10 protein-coding genes are annotated in these 17,219 nt (G+C 58.0%); 6 read left to right on the forward strand and 4 right to left on the reverse strand.

Annotation, left to right across the window (positions count from 1 at the left end; genetic code table 11):
* Window positions 1-48 precede the first annotated feature (48 nt).
* From groES to glgX, 3 genes are all read right to left on the reverse strand, one after another.
* Window positions 49-354, reverse strand: coding sequence for a co-chaperone GroES (groES, locus tag HFP54_RS15335; RefSeq protein WP_145299199.1), 306 nt, complete (start codon window positions 352-354; stop codon window positions 49-51).
* Between the two features lie 135 nt (window positions 355-489).
* Window positions 490-2,193: a chaperonin GroEL gene (gene groL / locus HFP54_RS15340; RefSeq protein ID WP_168565792.1), complete on the reverse strand. Its 1,704-nt coding sequence runs from the start codon at window positions 2,191-2,193 to the stop codon at window positions 490-492.
* A 579-nt stretch (window positions 2,194-2,772) separates the two neighbouring features.
* Window positions 2,773-4,866: a glycogen debranching protein GlgX gene (gene glgX / locus HFP54_RS15345; protein ID WP_168565793.1), complete on the reverse strand. Its 2,094-nt coding sequence runs from the start codon at window positions 4,864-4,866 to the stop codon at window positions 2,773-2,775.
* A gap of 965 nt (window positions 4,867-5,831) precedes the next feature.
* Here glgX and purM point away from each other — a divergent pair.
* From purM to HFP54_RS15365, 4 genes are all read left to right on the forward strand, one after another.
* The gene (gene purM, locus HFP54_RS15350; protein WP_168565794.1) at window positions 5,832-6,890 is read left to right on the forward strand and encodes a phosphoribosylformylglycinamidine cyclo-ligase; all 1,059 of its coding nucleotides are present in this window, start codon (window positions 5,832-5,834) and stop codon (window positions 6,888-6,890) included.
* 182 nt (window positions 6,891-7,072) lie between these two features.
* Entirely contained in the window at window positions 7,073-7,984 is a 912-nt protein-coding gene (locus HFP54_RS15355; RefSeq protein WP_168565795.1) for an endonuclease/exonuclease/phosphatase family protein, read from the forward strand.
* 71 nt (window positions 7,985-8,055) lie between these two features.
* Entirely contained in the window at window positions 8,056-9,522 is a 1,467-nt protein-coding gene (gene cls / locus HFP54_RS15360) for a cardiolipin synthase (RefSeq protein WP_168565796.1), read from the forward strand.
* Window positions 9,523-9,621: 99 nt separating this feature from the next.
* On the forward strand, window positions 9,622-11,757 hold the full coding sequence (locus tag HFP54_RS15365; RefSeq protein ID WP_168565797.1) for a Tex family protein: 2,136 nt from the start codon (window positions 9,622-9,624) through the stop codon (window positions 11,755-11,757).
* Between the two features lie 27 nt (window positions 11,758-11,784).
* Here HFP54_RS15365 and HFP54_RS15370 read toward each other — a convergent pair whose 3' ends face one another.
* The gene (locus HFP54_RS15370) at window positions 11,785-12,627 is read right to left on the reverse strand and encodes a c-type cytochrome (protein WP_168565798.1); all 843 of its coding nucleotides are present in this window, start codon (window positions 12,625-12,627) and stop codon (window positions 11,785-11,787) included.
* 306 nt (window positions 12,628-12,933) lie between these two features.
* Here HFP54_RS15370 and HFP54_RS15375 point away from each other — a divergent pair, with 306 nt between their 5' ends.
* Both HFP54_RS15375 and HFP54_RS15380 read left to right on the forward strand, forming a co-directional pair.
* Window positions 12,934-14,514 (forward strand): sulfatase family protein, encoded by a 1,581-nt coding sequence (locus HFP54_RS15375; protein WP_168565799.1) that lies wholly within the window; start codon window positions 12,934-12,936, stop codon window positions 14,512-14,514.
* A gap of 103 nt (window positions 14,515-14,617) precedes the next feature.
* A complete protein-coding gene (locus HFP54_RS15380) occupies window positions 14,618-17,137 on the forward strand; it encodes a PVC-type heme-binding CxxCH protein (RefSeq protein WP_168565800.1) in 2,520 nt (839 codons plus the stop codon).
* The last annotated feature ends 82 nt before the right edge of the window (window positions 17,138-17,219 follow it).

Consider the following 17,219-nt stretch of genomic DNA (forward strand, 5'->3'; position numbering starts at 1 on the left):
GCCGATGCCCGGCGGCCTAATGACGATTGCGAGGCCGATCCGGCCGGATCACAGAACCTTGGCCAAGATGTCGTTTTCGCGAAGGATCTTCATTTCGCGACCGTCGACTTCGATGTCACTGCCGCCGTACTTGCCGTAAATCACGGTGTCGCCAACGGCCACGCTGACTTCGCCACGGGCGCCGCTGTCCAACAACTTGCCGGGGCCGACCGCGACGACGGTGCCACGTTGCGGCTTTTCTTTGGCCGAATCGGGCAGAACGATGCCGCCGGCGGTGGTTTCTTCCGCTTCGCTGGGCTCGACAACGACGCGGTCATCCAAGGGACGCAGGTTGATTTTGGTGCTGGTTGCCATCGGGAAATTCCTATCGATTGATTTGTAAGTTTGGATTGATTGGTTGTCTGGTTTTCCGTGGGGCCCGCGGCGATCGATTTCGCCGCGGGATCAAAGGTGGGTTCAGGGCGGATCACCGAAGTGATCACCGACGGCTTACATCATGCCGCCCATGCCACCCATTCCGCCCATGCCTCCCATTCCGCCCATGCCACCCATCGGGTCCATGCCGCCCATGCCGTGGTCATGGTGATCGCCGGCACCCTCGGGTTCTTCTTCCGGGATGTCACAAACCAGCGATTCGGTGGTCAGCAGCAAAGCCGCGACGCTGGCGGCGTTGGTCAGCGAAGTACGAACGACCTTGGCCGGATCAACAATGCCGGCTTTGACCAAGTCGGTGTAACTGTCGCTATTGGCGTCGTAGCCTTCGTTACCGCTCATTTGCGACACGCGGTTAACGACGACGGCACCGCGGACGCCGGCGTTGTTGGCGATCGAACGCAACGGGATGTCCAAGATGTTGCGGATGATGCGGACGCCCAACTGGATGTCGCCTTCGCTGGACTTTTCAAGCTTTTCGACGGCCGGTCGGCAACGAAGCAGCGCGACACCGCCGCCGGGAACGATGCCTTCTTCCAAAGCCGCTTGGGTGGCCGCACGTGCGTCATCGATCAACGCTTTGCGTTCCTTCATTTCCGTTTCGGTCGCCGCACCGACGTTGATTTGGGCGACGCCACCGGCCAGTTTGGCCAAGCGTTCTTGCAGCTTTTCGCGATCGTAATCGCTGTCGGTCGCTTCCATTTCACGACGAATTTGAGCGACACGGCCTTCGATGTCGGCCTTGGTTCCGGCACCGCCGACGATCGTCGTCGCGTCGCTGGTGATGCGAACCTTCTTGGCACGACCCAGGTCAGACATCTTCACGCTTTCCAGGTCGATGCCCAGATCTTTGAAGACGGCCTTGCCGCCGGTCAGCACGGCGATGTCACCCAAGATGGCTTTGCGGCGATCGCCGTAGCCCGGGGCTTTGACGGCACAAGCCGACAGAATGCCACGCATCTTGTTGACGACCAGCGTGGCCAAGGCTTCGCCTTCGACGTCTTCGGCGATGATCAACAGCGGCTTCTTCGCCTTGCTGATCGCTTCCAACAACGGAATCATCTTCTTGTTGTTGCTGATCTTTTCTTCGAACAGCAAGATGTGACAGTCGTCCAATTCAACGGCGACGTCGTCTTGATTGGTCACGAAGTGGGGCGACAAGAATCCGCGGTCGAATTGCATGCCTTCGACAACGTCGACGTAGGTCTCGTTGCTGCGGCCTTCTTCCACGGTGATCACACCGTTCTTGCCGACCTTGGTGAAGGCGTCGGCCAAGACGGCACCGATTTCCGGATCGTTGTTGCCGGCAATGGTGGCGACTTGTTTGATGTCGCTCTTGCTGTCTTCCTTGATCGGCTTGGCCAAGTCCTTGATCGCGTCGGCGACCGTGGCGACGGCTTGGTTGATGCCGCGAGTCAGCGCCATGGGGTCGGCGCCGGTGGCGACCATTTTCAGGCCTTCGCGAAAGATCTCTTCGCTCAGCACGGTCGCCGTGGTGGTGCCGTCGCCGGCAACATCGTTGGTCTTGCTGGCAGCCTCTTTGACCAGTTGCGCGCCCAGGTTTTCGTAGGGGTCATCCAGTTCGATGTCCTCCGCTACGGTCACACCGTCTTTGGTGACCTTGGGCGATCCCCAACCTTTGTCCAACACCGCGTTGCGTCCCCGCGGGCCGAGGGTGCTGCGGACGGCTCGTGCCAATTTACTGACGCCGGCCAGCAACGGCCCGCGTGCGTCGTCGTCGAAAACGATTTGCTTTGCCACGACGTGTTTCTCCTGTCGAAGTATCGTCTGTGATGGGACACGCCCGACCCGGAATGTGGTGGGCCGACGTGTGAAAGGATGGTTCGATCGGACCGGTCACGCCGCCGGTGGCAGCGTACACAGTTTCGCTTCCCGGAAAGCAAACCCCGTGCCGAGAACTTTTTTGTGGCCGTAAGTCGTTGCCGAGAAACATCTTAAAAAAAATGGTTCGGCCGGCGGCGAAGCGGCGGCCTTTCTGCCATGTCAGCATGGCAGCGGCCGAGACAACGGCGACGAGGTGGCCGGCGGTGGGCCATCGTTGGGCAGCGACCGGTCAAAAACCTGGGCAAGAGCGATAGCCGCAGGCGTCAGCGGCAGACACCAATGTGTTGCCGCGCCCTCCCCTCGCCTAGGCTCGACCCTCCCGGAGGGAGGGTGAAGAGTTGCCGGCGTTTGCAGCCGGTGCCGGACTTGCGGGCTGCGAGTCGCAAAACGTCGCCTTTCGCTCTGCGAGAGTAGCGTTGGGTTCTCCCCACACTTGGGCTCGACCCTCCCGGAGGGAGGGTGAAAAGAAGCCGGCCCGTCCGGCCGCGTCCGCCTTTATGACAGCTGTGCCGTATGGCTGACGTAGACCTTCAGCGAGTGACAGGGCATCGGGATCATGCGATTGGTCGGCGCGATCGGTCCGTCAACGTTCGGGAAGATATCGCCAGGCGAATCCGCTGCGGTGTCGACGAACAGGTTCCACTGCACGCCGCGGCTGATCTCCGGCAAGTGGAATTCGCGATCGTCACCGGTGCTGTTGAACATCATGATCAGGTCGCGACCGATCCCCTCGGGGTCCGCGATTCGAGACGGAGCACTGACGTACGCCATCATCGCTAGTTCATGTTGCCCCCAATCCAACGGGTTGCCCTTGCCGTTGTACCAAGACACGTCCGGGATGCTGCGGCCGTCGACCGGATGTCCGGTCAAGAAATCGCGACGACGCACGGTCGGTTGTTCGCGGCGGAACTGAATCAGACCGCTGACGAAACGCAACAAGTCGTCATTTCGTTCGACCAACCGCCAATCGAACCAACTGACATCATTGTCTTGGCAATACGCATTGTTGTTGCCCTTTTGAGTCCGTCGGATTTCGTCGCCGCTGACCAACATCGGCACGCCCTGGCTTAACAACAGCGTGGTCAGCATGTTGCGAATCTGGCGTGCACGAATCGTCACGACACCTTTGCGACGCGTCGGGCCTTCGATGCCATAGTTGTCGCTGATGTTGTGGTTGTCACCGTCCCGGTTGTCTTCGCCGTTGGCGTCGTTGTGCTTGTCCTTGTAGGTCACCAAGTCATTCATGGTGAACCCGTCGTGACTGGTCACCAAGTTGATGCTGCAGAACGGCGGCCGACCGGCATGTTGGTACAAGTCGCTGCTGCCGGCCAATCGCGTCGCCAAGGCGCCCAGCGTACCACCATCGCCACGCCAGAAACCACGAACGTCGTCACGGAAACGACCATTCCATTCGGCCCAGCGGTGGTTGCCGAAACTGCCGACCTGATAAGCCCCGGCGGCATCCCAAGCTTCGGCAATGATCTTCGTGTCCGCCAGCATCGGATCTTCGGCGATCAGTTCGACCATCGGCGGATTGGGGATCAAGTTGCCGTGCCGGTCACGCGACAAGATGCTGGCCAAGTCGAAACGGAATCCGTCGACGTGGTAGTTGTGCACCCAGTGACGCAAGCAGTGAAAGATCATCTCGCGAACGACCGGGTGGTTTCCGTTGACCGTGTTGCCGCATCCGCTGTAGTTACAGTAATGCTGGCCTTCGCTCAGGATGTAATAGACTTGGTTTTCCAAGCCCTTGAACGACAACACGGGGCCGTTTTCGTTGCCTTCGCAGGTGTGGTTGAACACCACGTCCAAGATGACTTCGATCCCGGCTTCGTGCAGGGCTTTGACCATCTGCTTGAATTCATTGACTTGGGCACCCGGGGTTCCATCGTGGGCGTAACCACGGTGCGGTGCGAAGAAGGCCATCGGGTCATAGCCCCAGTAGTTGGGCCGCTTCAGCTTGTTGCCCCAAATGTCACGAATCGGGAACTCATGGACCGGCATCAGTTCGACGGCCGTGATGCCCAGTGATTTCAGGTACGGGATCTTTTCAATCACGCCCAAGTAAGTGCCGGGGCATTTGACCTTGGCGGTGCGGCTGCGGGTGAATCCGCGGACGTGCATTTCATAGATGACCGTTTCGGACATCTCGTGACGCAAGTGCCGGTCGCCTTCCCAGTCAAAGCGTTCGTCGACGACGACACACTTGGGCGGACGGATCACGCCGTCCTTGGACTTTTGAAAGGTCCCCGCCAACGCACCGGCAAACGGGTCGATCAAACGTGCCGAAGCGTCGAATCGTTGACCGTTGGCCGGATCAAACGGGCCGCTGGCTTGAAGGTGGTAAAGCTGTCCAGCTTCCAGACCCGGAACGTTCAGACTCCAAATGTCACCCCAACGATCGGTATCGCGGTCGAAGTCGATGATTTCAGCCGGTTCGCGGTCGTTGACCTTGTTGTACAGCAGCAACCGCATCTCGGTCGCCGATCGGCTGAACACCGAAAACTTGACTCCCTTTTCCGTCAGGTGAGCCCCATAAGGTGCTTGGTAGGTGAACTGCAGGTCGGGACAAGGCTGTCGCATGAGCATGTTGCGGTTTCTCCGATACATATCGCAATCCGCACGCCCCGACGCATCGGGAATCATTCCCCGGGCCGACGGCGACGTGCTGTTTCAGTGGTCAATCGAAACCTACCACTGCCTAATGGACCGGGCGAAAATGGGCGGCCGGCCGCAGGCTTTTTGTCGGTGGCCCATGAAGCGCAAATCGAATGCGAAAACGTCGTCGGTCGGCAAAAGATCTTCGAACAGGTCGACTTTGCCGATCGATGCGACGGTGTCGCTTTCGCATCATGAACTTCAGTGGTCAACGGTGGTTTCGGTCAATCGATGGTTGGTGCGGGTGAGCGAAGAAACCTCCCTCGAGATTGGACGGAAAGACAAAGCGGTCGGGCATTGCGGTGTCGCCAGGCGCCGGCCCGGGAAGCACAGACCATTCCAAGCCCACCGGCGACAGAGCCATCAGCGGCTGACGCAAAGCGGAACATTGGATACTGCACGCCTGGATGGCACGCGGTGACAGGTCGATGCCCTGCATCGCAGCATAGCAACCGTGGATTCACCCCCGAAGACCCGGCCGTTCCGCTCCGTCACGGGTCCCTCACCATGGTCAGAATCGTCAAAAGTCCCCGGCCCACGCCAGCGGTACTGCCCGATCCAGGGGCAAGGTCGCTGGATCCGCCCCAACTGACGTGCACCACCTGTTATTGCCGCCCTGCACACGCCATGCTGTTGCCAGCGGCCAGGCCTTCGGTGCAAAGTATGCGGCCGCCAGCGGAAAGATGCGGCGCAATCAGAAATTTTGGATCCACCAAATTTTCGGTCCTCCGGCCGAATTTTTCCGGTCCAAACCGATGTCGCTCCGGCGCGATGCCGCGTTCCGTCATGATTGCTGCGGCCGCCGCCCAATCCACCCGATCGCTGTTGCCCCAGTTTTGTGGCCGCCGTCAGGGCCCCCTTTGTGTCAGTCACGTCAAAGAATCCGAATCCGTCCCATGGCCGCCACCTATAAAGACGCCGGCGTCGACCTGGATGTCTACGCCGAATCGATGAGCCGATTACCGCGGCTGATGCACCGCACGTTTTCGCCCCGAGTCATCCCCAGCGACGGCGGATTCGCCGGTCTGTTCCGTCTGGACTTTGCCGGACGATTGTTCGCACGCAATTATTCGGATCCCGTTTTGGTCAGCGGCACCGATGGCGTGGGCACCAAGCTGAAAATCGCTCAAACGACCGGCCGCCACGATACCGTCGGCATCGATCTGGTCGGCATGTGCGTCAATGATCTGTTGTGCACTGGTGCGGAACCTCTGTTCTTTCTGGACTACGTCGCGATGGGACGCGACGACCCCGCACGGCTGGAACAGATCGTCCAAGGCATCAGCGACGGATGTGTCGCCGGCGACATGGCACTGCTGGGCGGTGAAACCGCGATCATGCCCGACATGTACGGCGACGACGACTACGACTTGGCCGGTTTTGCGGTTGGCGTGGTCGAACGGAAACGATTGATCGATGGCCACACCGTCACTGCGGGCGACGTGGTCTTGGGGGTCGCATCGTCCGGGCTGCACAGCAACGGTTTTTCGCTGGTCCGCAAAGTCATCAAAGACGCGGGCCTGGATTGGGACGCCAGCCCCGGCGGCTTGGATGGCCAGACGCTGGCCGATGCCTGTTTGACGCCGACACGTATCTATACGCCCGCCATTCGTGCGATCCAGTCCCAGTATCGGGTCAAGCAAGTTCTGCATGCGATCGCCCACATCACCGGCGGCGGGATCGAAGAAAACTTGGACCGCGTCTTGCCGTCCAACGTCGACGCCGTGATCGATGCCAAAGCCTGGCCGGTACCACCGGTGTTCCAATGGCTGCAGCAAACCGGCAAAGTGGACACGTCCGAAATGCGTCGCGTCTTTAACATGGGCATCGGAATGGCATTGGTGGTCAGCGATTTCTATGCGTCCAGCATCGCCAACCGCTTGAACGAAACGGGATTCGAAACCCACACGATCGGCCGTATCCAAGACGGTACCGGCAAAGTCGTCTACGCCTAGGTTTCCGCAAACCTTAGGTGTCAGTCGCTGGATCTCCGGTGCAAGAATATGTATGCGGATCAGGCGGCGCTGCGTGTCCGCGTGTTCATCTGTCCTGGTCGTGTCGACGGGAACGGATCACTTATGATTGGTGGGTCCGTCGAAGGATTCCCCGATACAGCCCCACCTTACCGATTGATCCCATGACGAAATCTCTTCGATTCCCCGCGTTGTGTTTGGTCTTTTTCTCGTTGGCGCTTGCACTATTTTCCTGTGCCGCCATCGCCGAAGAAACCCGGCAGTCCGCCACCGGCGACGACCCGAGCGATCTGCGGGTGATGACGTTCAACATTCGCTACAACAACCCCAAAGACGGCGCCGATGCGTGGCCCAAGCGTATCGACATGGTGGCCGATCGAATTCGCCAGTCCTCCGATGTGGTCGGTCTGCAGGAAGCTCGCCAGGAACAGATTCAAGACCTTGCCGGGCGTCTGGACGAATACCAATGGTTCGGTGTCGGCCGCGACGACGGTAAGCAGGGTGGCGAGTTTTGTCCGATCTTTTATCGTGCCGATCGGTTGAAATTGTTGGAAACGAAAGTCGCTTGGTTGTCGGATACCCCGGATGTCCCCGGCAGCAAAAGTTGGGATGCGGCGATCACGCGACTGATGACCATGGTCAAGTTTCGCGATCAAAAATCGGGCGGCGTGTTTTGGATGATCAACACCCACTTTGATCATCGTGGACCGCAGTCGCGTATCCAAAGCGCGAAAATCATTCGCACGACCGCACAGCAGTTCGCCGCAGATTACCCGGTCGTCGTCACCGGCGATTTCAACTGTCAGCCCGACAGTCAGCCGTACAAGATCATCACCGATGAAGATGACGCAACACGATTGGCCGATGCACGGACCATCACTCAAACGCCGCACCAAGGGCCCGATTCGACATGGTCGGGTTTTCGTAAGGTGGAAGATGGACGACGAATCGATTTCGTTTTCGTCACGTCCGATGTTCAAGTCCGTCGTCACGTCACGTTTGGCGACCAAGTCGGTGGCCGTTTCCCATCGGACCACTTGCCGGTGGTCGCCGCCATTCGTTTCGCGCCGCGCTGACACGGTTCGCTTCCATCGATCTGGCGATCTTCGTTCACCATTGATGCCGATCTCGGTAAAGGAACACTCGGTTGAGCGACTTTCTTTTGCATGCTTCGACGTGGGCCGTCGTCACACACGTGACCGTGGTGGCCGCTTTGTCGGTTCGCGTGATCATGAATCGGCCCGCGACCGGCGTGGCGTTGTCTTGGATTCTGTTGATCTTGGCCACGCCCGTGTTCGGTTCGGCGTTGTACCTCATGGTCGGTGAACGACGCATCGGACGTCGGCGTCGTGCCGGATTTCAAGGCTTGCGGGAAAACTATCGTCGCGTCGCGGAAACCGCTGCCGTGGAAGGCCTGACGAACATCCGTTGGGACGATCACACGCCGGGGCTGCGTGGGATGGACCAGATCGGTCGTCGGCTGGTCGGATTCCCGACCGTGCGGGGCAGCCGTCATCGCCTGTTCAGCAAGACGGATGAAATCCTGCTAGCGATCGCTCGCGATGTCGATCAAGCGGAATTCAGCGTGCTGATGGAGTTCTACATCTGGCATCCTGGCGGTTTGGCCGACGAAGTCCTGGAAGCTCTGATCCGCGCGGCCGGTCGTGGCGTCCACTGTTGCGTGTTGATCGACGCCTTGGGGGCTCGGCCTTGGTGGAAAACGGACCAGCCCCAGCGTTTGCGTGACGCCGGCGTTCAGTTGCATGCCGCCCTGCCCGTCGGACTGTTTCGAACCTTCGTCGGCCGTACCGATTTGCGACTGCATCGCAAAATTGTGGTGGTTGACGGTCATATCGCCTGGACCGGCAGCATGAACCTTGTCGACCCGCGTTTCTTCAAGCAAGACGCCGGCGTCGGTCAGTGGGTGGATTCGATGGCCCGCTTGGAAGGTTCCGCCGTCGCCCTGTTGGCCGCGGTGTTCATCGGCGATTGGAATTTGGAATCCGGGACGCCATTGGCCGAACTTGTCGAACGTGCCAAATTGCGATTGATCGAACCGGACGGGCCTTCGGATCTGCAAGTGATCCCGTCGGGGCCCGGCCAATCGGGCGATGCCCAGTTGCAAATGATCTTGACGCTGTTGAATACCGCACGAGAAGAAATCGTGCTGACGACGCCGTACTTGGTTCCCGACGAATCGCTGTTGCGGGCGATGAACGGGGCTTCGGCCCGCGGTGTGACGGTGCGATTGATCGTGCCGGAAAAAGTCGACTCGTTTTTGACGCGTTACGCCAGCCGGTCTTATTTCCAAGACTTGTTGGACCACGACATCGAAGTCTATCTGTATCGTGATGGCTTGCTGCACACCAAAGCGATCACCGTGGATGGCCAACACGCGATGTTCGGAACGGTGAATCTGGACATGCGCAGTTTCTGGTTGAATTACGAAGTCGCGTTGTACATTTACGATTCGAATTTCGCGGCGGAAATCCGTCAGCTACAGCAAACCTATCTGGATGATTCCGATCGTTTGGATCCGGAACAATTTGCACAACGTAGTTTCAAAGAACGTTTCTTGGAAAATTCGCTTCGCCTGGCCAGCCCGCTGCTTTGAAACCGGAATTTGCGATTGGCACCGCATCGGTTCGGTCGCTATCCCATTGGCTGGATTTCACTGTGATGTTCGTCGTCCACTTGTATCACCGGTCGCCCCATGCAATCGATTGCCCGTGAATTGAATCTTCCCGAACACCAGGTCGTTGCGGTGATCGAGTTGTTGGAAGAAGGCAACACGATTCCTTTTATCGCCAGGTATCGCAAAGAAGCCACCGGCGGTCTGGACGAAATCGCTTTGCGTGCGATCGAAGACGCCTTGGAACGACACAACGCCCTGCAGGCTCGCAAGGCGACGGTGCTGAAGACGATCGATGAACAGGGCGCACTGACCGCTGAACTCAGAAAACAAATCGAACAGTGCACCGACATGCGTGCGCTCGAAGCGTTGTATCTGCCTTACAAACCCAAACGGCGTACACGCGCGACGATTGCTCGGGAAAAAGGTCTGCAACCGCTGGCCGATTTGCTGTTGAAGCAAACGCGGTTGCCCAAGTCGAAATCGCAAGTCCTGCAAGACTTCGTTGACGCCCAACGCGATGTGCCCGATGCCGATGCAGCGTTGGCAGGCGCGCTGGACATCGTCGCCGAACAGTGGAGCGAAGATGCGTCGGTCCGCCAATGGATGGTGGAAAAGGGGACCAAGTACGGACAGATCACTTCGGCAGTGAAACGCGGCAAGAAGGACGAGGCCGAAAAGTACGAAGCGTATTTGGATCGATCGGAATCAGCTGCCCGAATCCCGGGGCACCGATTGCTGGCGATGTTGCGTGGCGAAGCCGAAGGCGTGCTGCGGATCGGTTTGCAGATGGAGGACGATCGTGCGATTGCGCACCTCCGGTCGACATTCCTGCGGAACCGTTCGTTCGAGTTTGCGGCCGAGTTGGCCGATGCCGCCGAAGATTGTTTTGTGCGGTTGTTGCAGCCTGCGACTCAGTCCACTGTCTTGCAAATGCTGAAGGAAAAAGCCGACCAGGAAGCGATCGAAGTCTTCGGCAAAAACCTGAACGAACTGCTGATGGCGCCACCCGCCGGCCCGCGTGTGACCATCGGTATCGATCCGGGGTTCCGCACCGGTTGTAAAGTTGCGGTGGTCGATGGGACCGGAAAGTTCCTGGAAAACACGACGATCTATCCGACACCGCCGAAGTCGGACACCGCGGGCGCGGAAGCGAAACTTCTGGGATTGATCCGGAAACACAGTGTCGAACTGATCGCGATCGGCAACGGCACCGCCTCACGCGAAACCGATGCGTTCGTCGGACAACTGATTCGCGATCACAAACTGTCGGTGACCAAAGTCATGGTCAGTGAATCGGGCGCGTCGATCTATTCGGCCAGCGAATTGGCGGGCAAAGAGTTTCCCGATTTGGATGTCACCGTCCGCGGTGCGATCAGCATTGCCCGACGTCTGCAAGACCCGCTGGCTGAACTGGTCAAGACGGATCCCAAATCGATCGGGGTCGGCCAGTACCAACACGATGTCAACCAAACGCAATTGCGAAAGTGTTTGGACCGTACGGTCGAAAGCTGTGTGAATCGCGTCGGCGTGGACTTGAACATGGCCAGTGTTCCGTTGTTGTCACGTGTCGCGGGCATCGGTCCCAAGTTGGCCGAGAACATCGTTCAGTATCGAAACGACAACGGGCGATTTTCTAACCGCAAAGAACTGGTTCAGGTCCCGAAGTTGGGCAAAAAGGCGTTCCAGCAAGCCGCCGGGTTCCTGCGCATCCGTGGTGGCGATGAACCGCTGGATAATTCTGCCGTGCACCCGGAAAGCTATCCGGTCGTCGGACGTATGGCGCGTGAGTTGAAGGCTGATCTGAACAGTCTGGTCGGCAACGCGACGCTGAGCCAAAAATTGCAACCCGAGTCATTTGTCGATGATCGCTTTGGTATTCCCACCATTCGTGACATCATCGCGGAGTTGGGCAAACCCGGACGCGATCCGCGTAGTGAGTTCAAGGTTGCACGATTCGATGATGCGGTGCAATCGATGGATGACCTGCGCGAAGGCATGGTGCTGGAAGGCGTCATCACGAATGTCACCCACTTCGGCGCTTTCATCGATCTTGGTGTGCATCAGGACGGCTTGATTCACATTTCTCAATTGGCCAATCAGTTCGTCGATGATCCATCCGACGTGGTTTCGGTCGGCGATGTTGTCAGAGTCAAAGTGTTGGAGGTGGATTTGGATCGCAAACGCATCGCGGTTTCCAAGAAGGCACTTGGCTAGCGAATCACAGCGCCGAAACAGTTTGGGTCATTTCGGCGGTTCTTGCCCGTTGTATTCGCCCATGCGATCGGGGCTGGGCAAGTGTTCTTCTAAGATGAACTTCGGTCGCGAATGCGAATTGATATACGCCGCGACGTCCAGCGATTGCTGTTCGGTTAAATAGGGATCATCCAAAGGCATCGCCACCTTCAACCACGATGCCAGTTTCGCGTTCCGTGCCAGACCCGCGCCGTCGTTGTACGATTCGTCGCCCCAAACCGGCGGACCGTCGTCGCCGCCTTCGCCCGCCTCGCCGTGACAGTACGCGCAATGATCGGCGTACAGTGTTTCACCACGTTCCCGATCCGCGGCCGACGGATCAATCGTTAGTGGCTGGACATGATTCGGCCCCAGCGGTCGCGATGGATTCATCGCCATCGTTTCACCTTTTGACAGCCAAGTGATGTAGGTCGTGATGGCGACCGACACCTCGCTGCCGTTGGGCGGCCGAGTCCCATTCATGCTGCGCATGAAGCAGTTCAATGCACGATCTTCCAAAGTGATCACACGCTGTTCTCGCGGAGACCACGCCGGATAGGCCGTCGCGACGTTCAAAAATGAGGCCGCCTTGGGATGTGTTCCGCCGTCCAAGTGACACGATCGGCACGCCAAAGCGTTTCCGACGAAAGGTTTGGACAACGGGTGCGTGTCTGTTTCGTTGACGATTTTTTGCCCCAACCGGATGACGTCGCCCAACGGACCCTGCGGCATGGAATGCTCCGGAATTTCCGTCTGCTTTGGCGATTCAGCCCAGGTGGACCAAGCGTACAGGCAGGGAATCAAAGCGACCGCGGCGATCAAAGACCTCCACCGAGTCAAATTCGTTTTCATATCGCAGCTCAAACCGGATTGAAGATTTTTCAAGCAAGGGTGCCCACCGTCGCGAGCCGGACCGGATGGCATTCCGGACGTTCTCAAGTTCATGGAATGTCCAAAGGTTGGGTTCATTCGCCCGTTGGCATGCGAATTCGAAGGACTCGTGGCTTTATCGTTCATTCCCGACCGGATTTCTGCGATCCGACATGCCTCGTCGCGTCGTGCCTCCGCGAACACGACGTCCAATGCAGCGATTAACATTCTGGGTGCTGCATCCCTTCTTTCCCGCGATCCCTCATTCCGGACCCCTTCGGAAACGATATGAACCGACTTTGTTTTTCGTTGCTTTTCATCGGTGTTGCCGTTGCGTCGTCTTCCGTGGCACCGAATCGGGTGGCTGCCGACGTGGCGCCGGTTCCCAAGACGATCGTTCCCAAGCGGATGGAAGACGTAACGCCGCGTAACGTCGTGTTCATCCTTTCCGATGATCATCGATACGATGCGATGAGCTTTATGGGGCATCCGTTGGCGAAAACCCCACACATGGATGCGATGGCAAAGAACGGCGTGCATCTGAAGAACGCGTTCGTGACCACTTCGCTGTGTTCGCCAAGCCGTGCGTCGATTCTGACCGGGTTGTACACGTTTCGGCACCGCGTGATCGACAACCAGCGTGCCGTTCCCGATGGCACCGTGTTCTTTCCGCAGTATCTACAGAAAGCCGGATATCAAACCGGTTTCATCGGCAAGTGGCACATGGGAAGTGCCAACGATGACCCACGCCCCGGTTTCGATTATTGGTTCAGCTTCAAAGGACAGGGTCAGTACTATCCACCAGGACCGAACTATACGATCAACGAAAACGGCAAACGTGTTCCCCAGGACGGTTACATCACCACCGTTCTGACCGACAAGGCGGTGAACTTTATTAAAGACAACGCCGACGCAGATCAGCCGTTCTTTCTGTACTTGTCGCATAAGGCGGTGCACGGTCCATTCACGCCCGAACCGAAATACAAGAGCAGCTTGGCGGAATTGCCGTTCACTTTGCCATCGTCGTCCGCGTTGCTGTCGGACAACTTGCGAAACCGCCCACGTTGGTTATTGGACCAACGCAACAGCTGGCACGGGATGGATTTTCCACTGCACACCGGCAGTCCGGTGGAGGCGTTTTACAAAAGTTATTGTGAAGCACTGCGGTCGGTCGACGACAGCATCGGTGCGGTGATGCAGCAGCTGAAAGACCTGGGCATCCATGACGAAACCCTGGTCATTTACATGGGCGACAACGGTTACATGTTTGGCGAACACGGGTTGATCGACAAACGCGTCGCCTATGAAACGTCCAGCCGCGTTCCCATGCTGATGCAGTGTCCGGAAATTCTGCCCGCCGGCACGGTGGTCGACGAAGTGGTCGCCAACATCGACATCGCGCCGACGGTGATGCAGGCGATGGGCCTGGAGAAACCTTCCTACATGGACGGCCAGAGCTTTCTGCCTTTGGCGTTGGGCCAGGACGTTCCCTGGCGAGACTACTTTCTGTACGTCTACTACTGGGAACAAAACTATCCGCAAACGCCGACCCACTTTTCGTTGCGCGGCGACCAATACAAGTACACGACCTACTACGGTCTTTGGGACACCGATGAATTGTTTGACATCCAAGCGGATCCGATGGAGCAAAACAACTTGATCTATGATCCCCAGTACGCGGACGTCAAGCAGCAGATGCAAACACGCTTGTACGACATGATGGACGATCTGGGTGGCATGGAAATTCCGCTGAACCCGCCGCGTGGTCGCCAGCAAAACAAGCGGCTTCGTAAACGCGGTGGCGTCAAGTCAGCTGATTTTCCCGAAGCGATGATTGTCGACGAACCGCTTCGCAAAGAATTGAAATAGCGGTCCATCGCCGTTGCCCAAGGCATCCACGTATCGCTGTGTGACCCTCCTTCGTCCGTGGCCACCGATCCGCTTTTCATCCTTTCACCCCACGGTTTGCTTGATGAATTGGAACCGATTCTTTGGTGCCGCCGTGCGTGGCAGCGTCGTCGTATTGACGGTCACGTTTCTGGTCAGCGACCTGGCGGCGGAAGAAAACGCGATCTGGGGTTCGGACGAACCGACCCGTTTTGATCTGAAGATTCATCACCCCAGCATTGATGAAGTGACTCTGTTCGCTTCGCATCCACAGATTGTCACACCGGTGGGAATCGCTGTTGCGCCCGACGGTCGTGTTTTTGTTCAAGAGAACCATACGCACAAACGCGAAACAAAGTACAAGGGGCCCGACAAGGATCGGATTTTGGTGTTCGAAGACACCGATTCGGACGGTATCGCCGATAAGCGTTCGGTTTTCTATGAAGGCCACACTTTCAGCACCGATTTGCTGTTCGGTCCCGACGGCCACTTGTATGTCAGCACGCGATGGTTCATCGGCCGCTTCCCCAACGCAGCCAGCAAAGCAACAGCCGACGGGGAACCGGAGAAGTTGGTCGTCTGCGAAACTGATGGCAATTACCCGCACAACGGCGTCGGCGGGCTGGCGATCGATCCGGCCAAGCCCGATTGGTTGGCGTTCGGATTCGGCGAAAACTTGGGCGCCGATTACCGATTCGTCGGTTCGGATGGGACGGAGCTTTCCGGGGGTGCCGAGGGCGGATCGACTTACCGATGTCGGACCGATGGCAGCCAACTGACACGCTTGTCGACCGGGCATTGGAACGCCTTTGGCATGGCGTACGACTTGAAAGGCAATCTGTTTTCAACCGACAACGATCCCAATGCGACTCCGCCCAATCGCTTGTTGCATGTCATTCCCGGTGCCGACTTTGGTTACGAATACCGGTATGGTCGTTCCGGGCGACATCCACTGGTTTGTTGGTACGGCGAGAACCCCGGAACGCTGGGCATGATCGGGGCATTGGGGGAAGCTGCTTGTGGACTGATTTCTTTTGGTCCGGGACAATTGCTCAGTGCCTCGTGGACCGATAATCGCGTCGATCTGCATGGTTTGACGACCAAGGGGGAATCTTTCGTCGCCTCACGCGAACCATTTCTAAGCGGTCCAGATGATTTTCGGCCGGTGCATTTTGCCTATTCGCCGGACCGGACGGAGTTGTATTTCACCGACTGGGTCAAGATCTCGTATCCCGTTCACGGACATGGTCGAATTTGGCGTGTGAAGTTGAAGCAACCCGTGGATTTGGATGCACGCCCACGCGACGACGGTTCCAGACTTTCGTTCGATGAAGCGATGGGACGGCTGGGCAGCGACGATCCGTATGCTCAAACCCGAGCGATTGCATCGTTGGTGTCGACGCCCGATTTGCTTGATCCGATGGGGTGGCAGCATTTCGAAAGTGCAACCGCCAAGGCGAACTATGCGGTGGCCCTGAAGCGGATCGACAACGGCCGGGGACGTCAGGGACGCTTCATCGAAGCGATACCATCACTTTTGAACGACCCGGATTCGGAGGTCCGATTTATCGGCATCAAATGGATCGCCGACGAAGGCCTGGACCAGTACCGGTCGGATTTGCAACGCACGCTTCAACGCGGCGATCTGCGGCCTCGTGATCTGCGATCGATCGTGGCGGCGTTGGCCGCGATTAGCGAAGGCGACGGGAAAGAGTTTTCACCGGATCAAACGTTGTTGGATTTAGCCGTCGATCCGCAAAAGCCAGCTTCGCTACGATCCCTAGCCCTGCGAAACATCCGCGCGGATCATCCCGGGATGACTGTGAAGGTCTTGGCAACGCTTGTTCAATCGGATGTGACCGCAGTCCAACGTGAAGCAGTTCGTTCGCTGGCACTGCATCCGAAACCGGATCGCGCGAAAGTGCTTGCGGACGTTGCCGCAGACGATTCCATCGATTCGGTCACCCGAGCTGATGCGATTGCCGGGCTGGTGGATGCGGCGGGCTTCGACAAACTGTTGCAACGATTGACCAAGGATGCGGATGCCGCGGTATCGGCCGAAGCGAAACGGACATTGGTCGCCAAAGGTCTGGCAGAGCGCAAACTTGATCCCAAGCCGAGCGTTGACGACTTGTCCGGGTGGCAAGCCTTGGTCGATACCGCTGCTGGTCAAGGGAACATCGCCGTAGGACGCCGTTTGTTTTTCCACCCGTCTTTGGGCGGGTGCTACAAGTGCCATGCGATGAATGGCCGCGGCAATCAAATCGGTCCGGACCTTTCAACCATTCATCGTCAAAGCGATATTGATCGGGATTGGCTGTTGAAACACATCGTCAATCCCAACGCGGAAATGGCACCGTATTATCGCCCGCAACAATTGTTGACGCTGGACGGTGAAATATTGACCGGGTTGGTCGTCGGCCGCGAAGGCCAGAAACAAGCCTATGTTGGAAACGATGGCGTCATCTTCTACGTCGACAAAAATGACATTGAAGAACGTCGTGAATTGATGTCGTCCATCATGCCCAGCGGCCTTTTGGACACAATGACCGCCCACGAGATCCGTGATTTGATCGCCTACCTATTGTCAGGTGACGAAAGCTGACCGGCGCGCCGCGGCGGTACAGGTGGCCTGACGACCCAACAACACTGGGGCTGACTCTTGCCTGCCGGTCGTGCCGCCCGCA

Origin of the sequence: Crateriforma spongiae, from assembly GCF_012290005.1 — a bacterium.
Taxonomy (GTDB): Bacteria; Planctomycetota; Planctomycetia; order Pirellulales; family Pirellulaceae; genus Crateriforma; species Crateriforma spongiae.

Excerpts from the sequence above, each read along its gene's own strand:
- HFP54_RS15355 (WP_168565795.1), top strand. The coding sequence starts at position 7,073 with ATGACGAAATCTCTTCGATTCCCCGCGTTGTGTTTGGTCTTTTTCTCG.
- purM (WP_168565794.1), top strand. The coding sequence starts at position 5,832 with ATGGCCGCCACCTATAAAGACGCCGGCGTCGACCTGGATGTCTACGCC.
- groES (WP_145299199.1), bottom strand. The coding sequence starts at position 354 with ATGGCAACCAGCACCAAAATCAACCTGCGTCCCTTGGATGACCGCGTC.
- glgX (WP_168565793.1), bottom strand. The coding sequence starts at position 4,866 with ATGCTCATGCGACAGCCTTGTCCCGACCTGCAGTTCACCTACCAAGCA.
- HFP54_RS15375 (WP_168565799.1), top strand. The coding sequence starts at position 12,934 with ATGAACCGACTTTGTTTTTCGTTGCTTTTCATCGGTGTTGCCGTTGCG.
- HFP54_RS15365 (WP_168565797.1), top strand. The coding sequence starts at position 9,622 with ATGCAATCGATTGCCCGTGAATTGAATCTTCCCGAACACCAGGTCGTT.
- HFP54_RS15370 (WP_168565798.1), bottom strand. The coding sequence starts at position 12,627 with ATGAAAACGAATTTGACTCGGTGGAGGTCTTTGATCGCCGCGGTCGCT.
- HFP54_RS15380 (WP_168565800.1), top strand. The coding sequence starts at position 14,618 with ATGAATTGGAACCGATTCTTTGGTGCCGCCGTGCGTGGCAGCGTCGTC.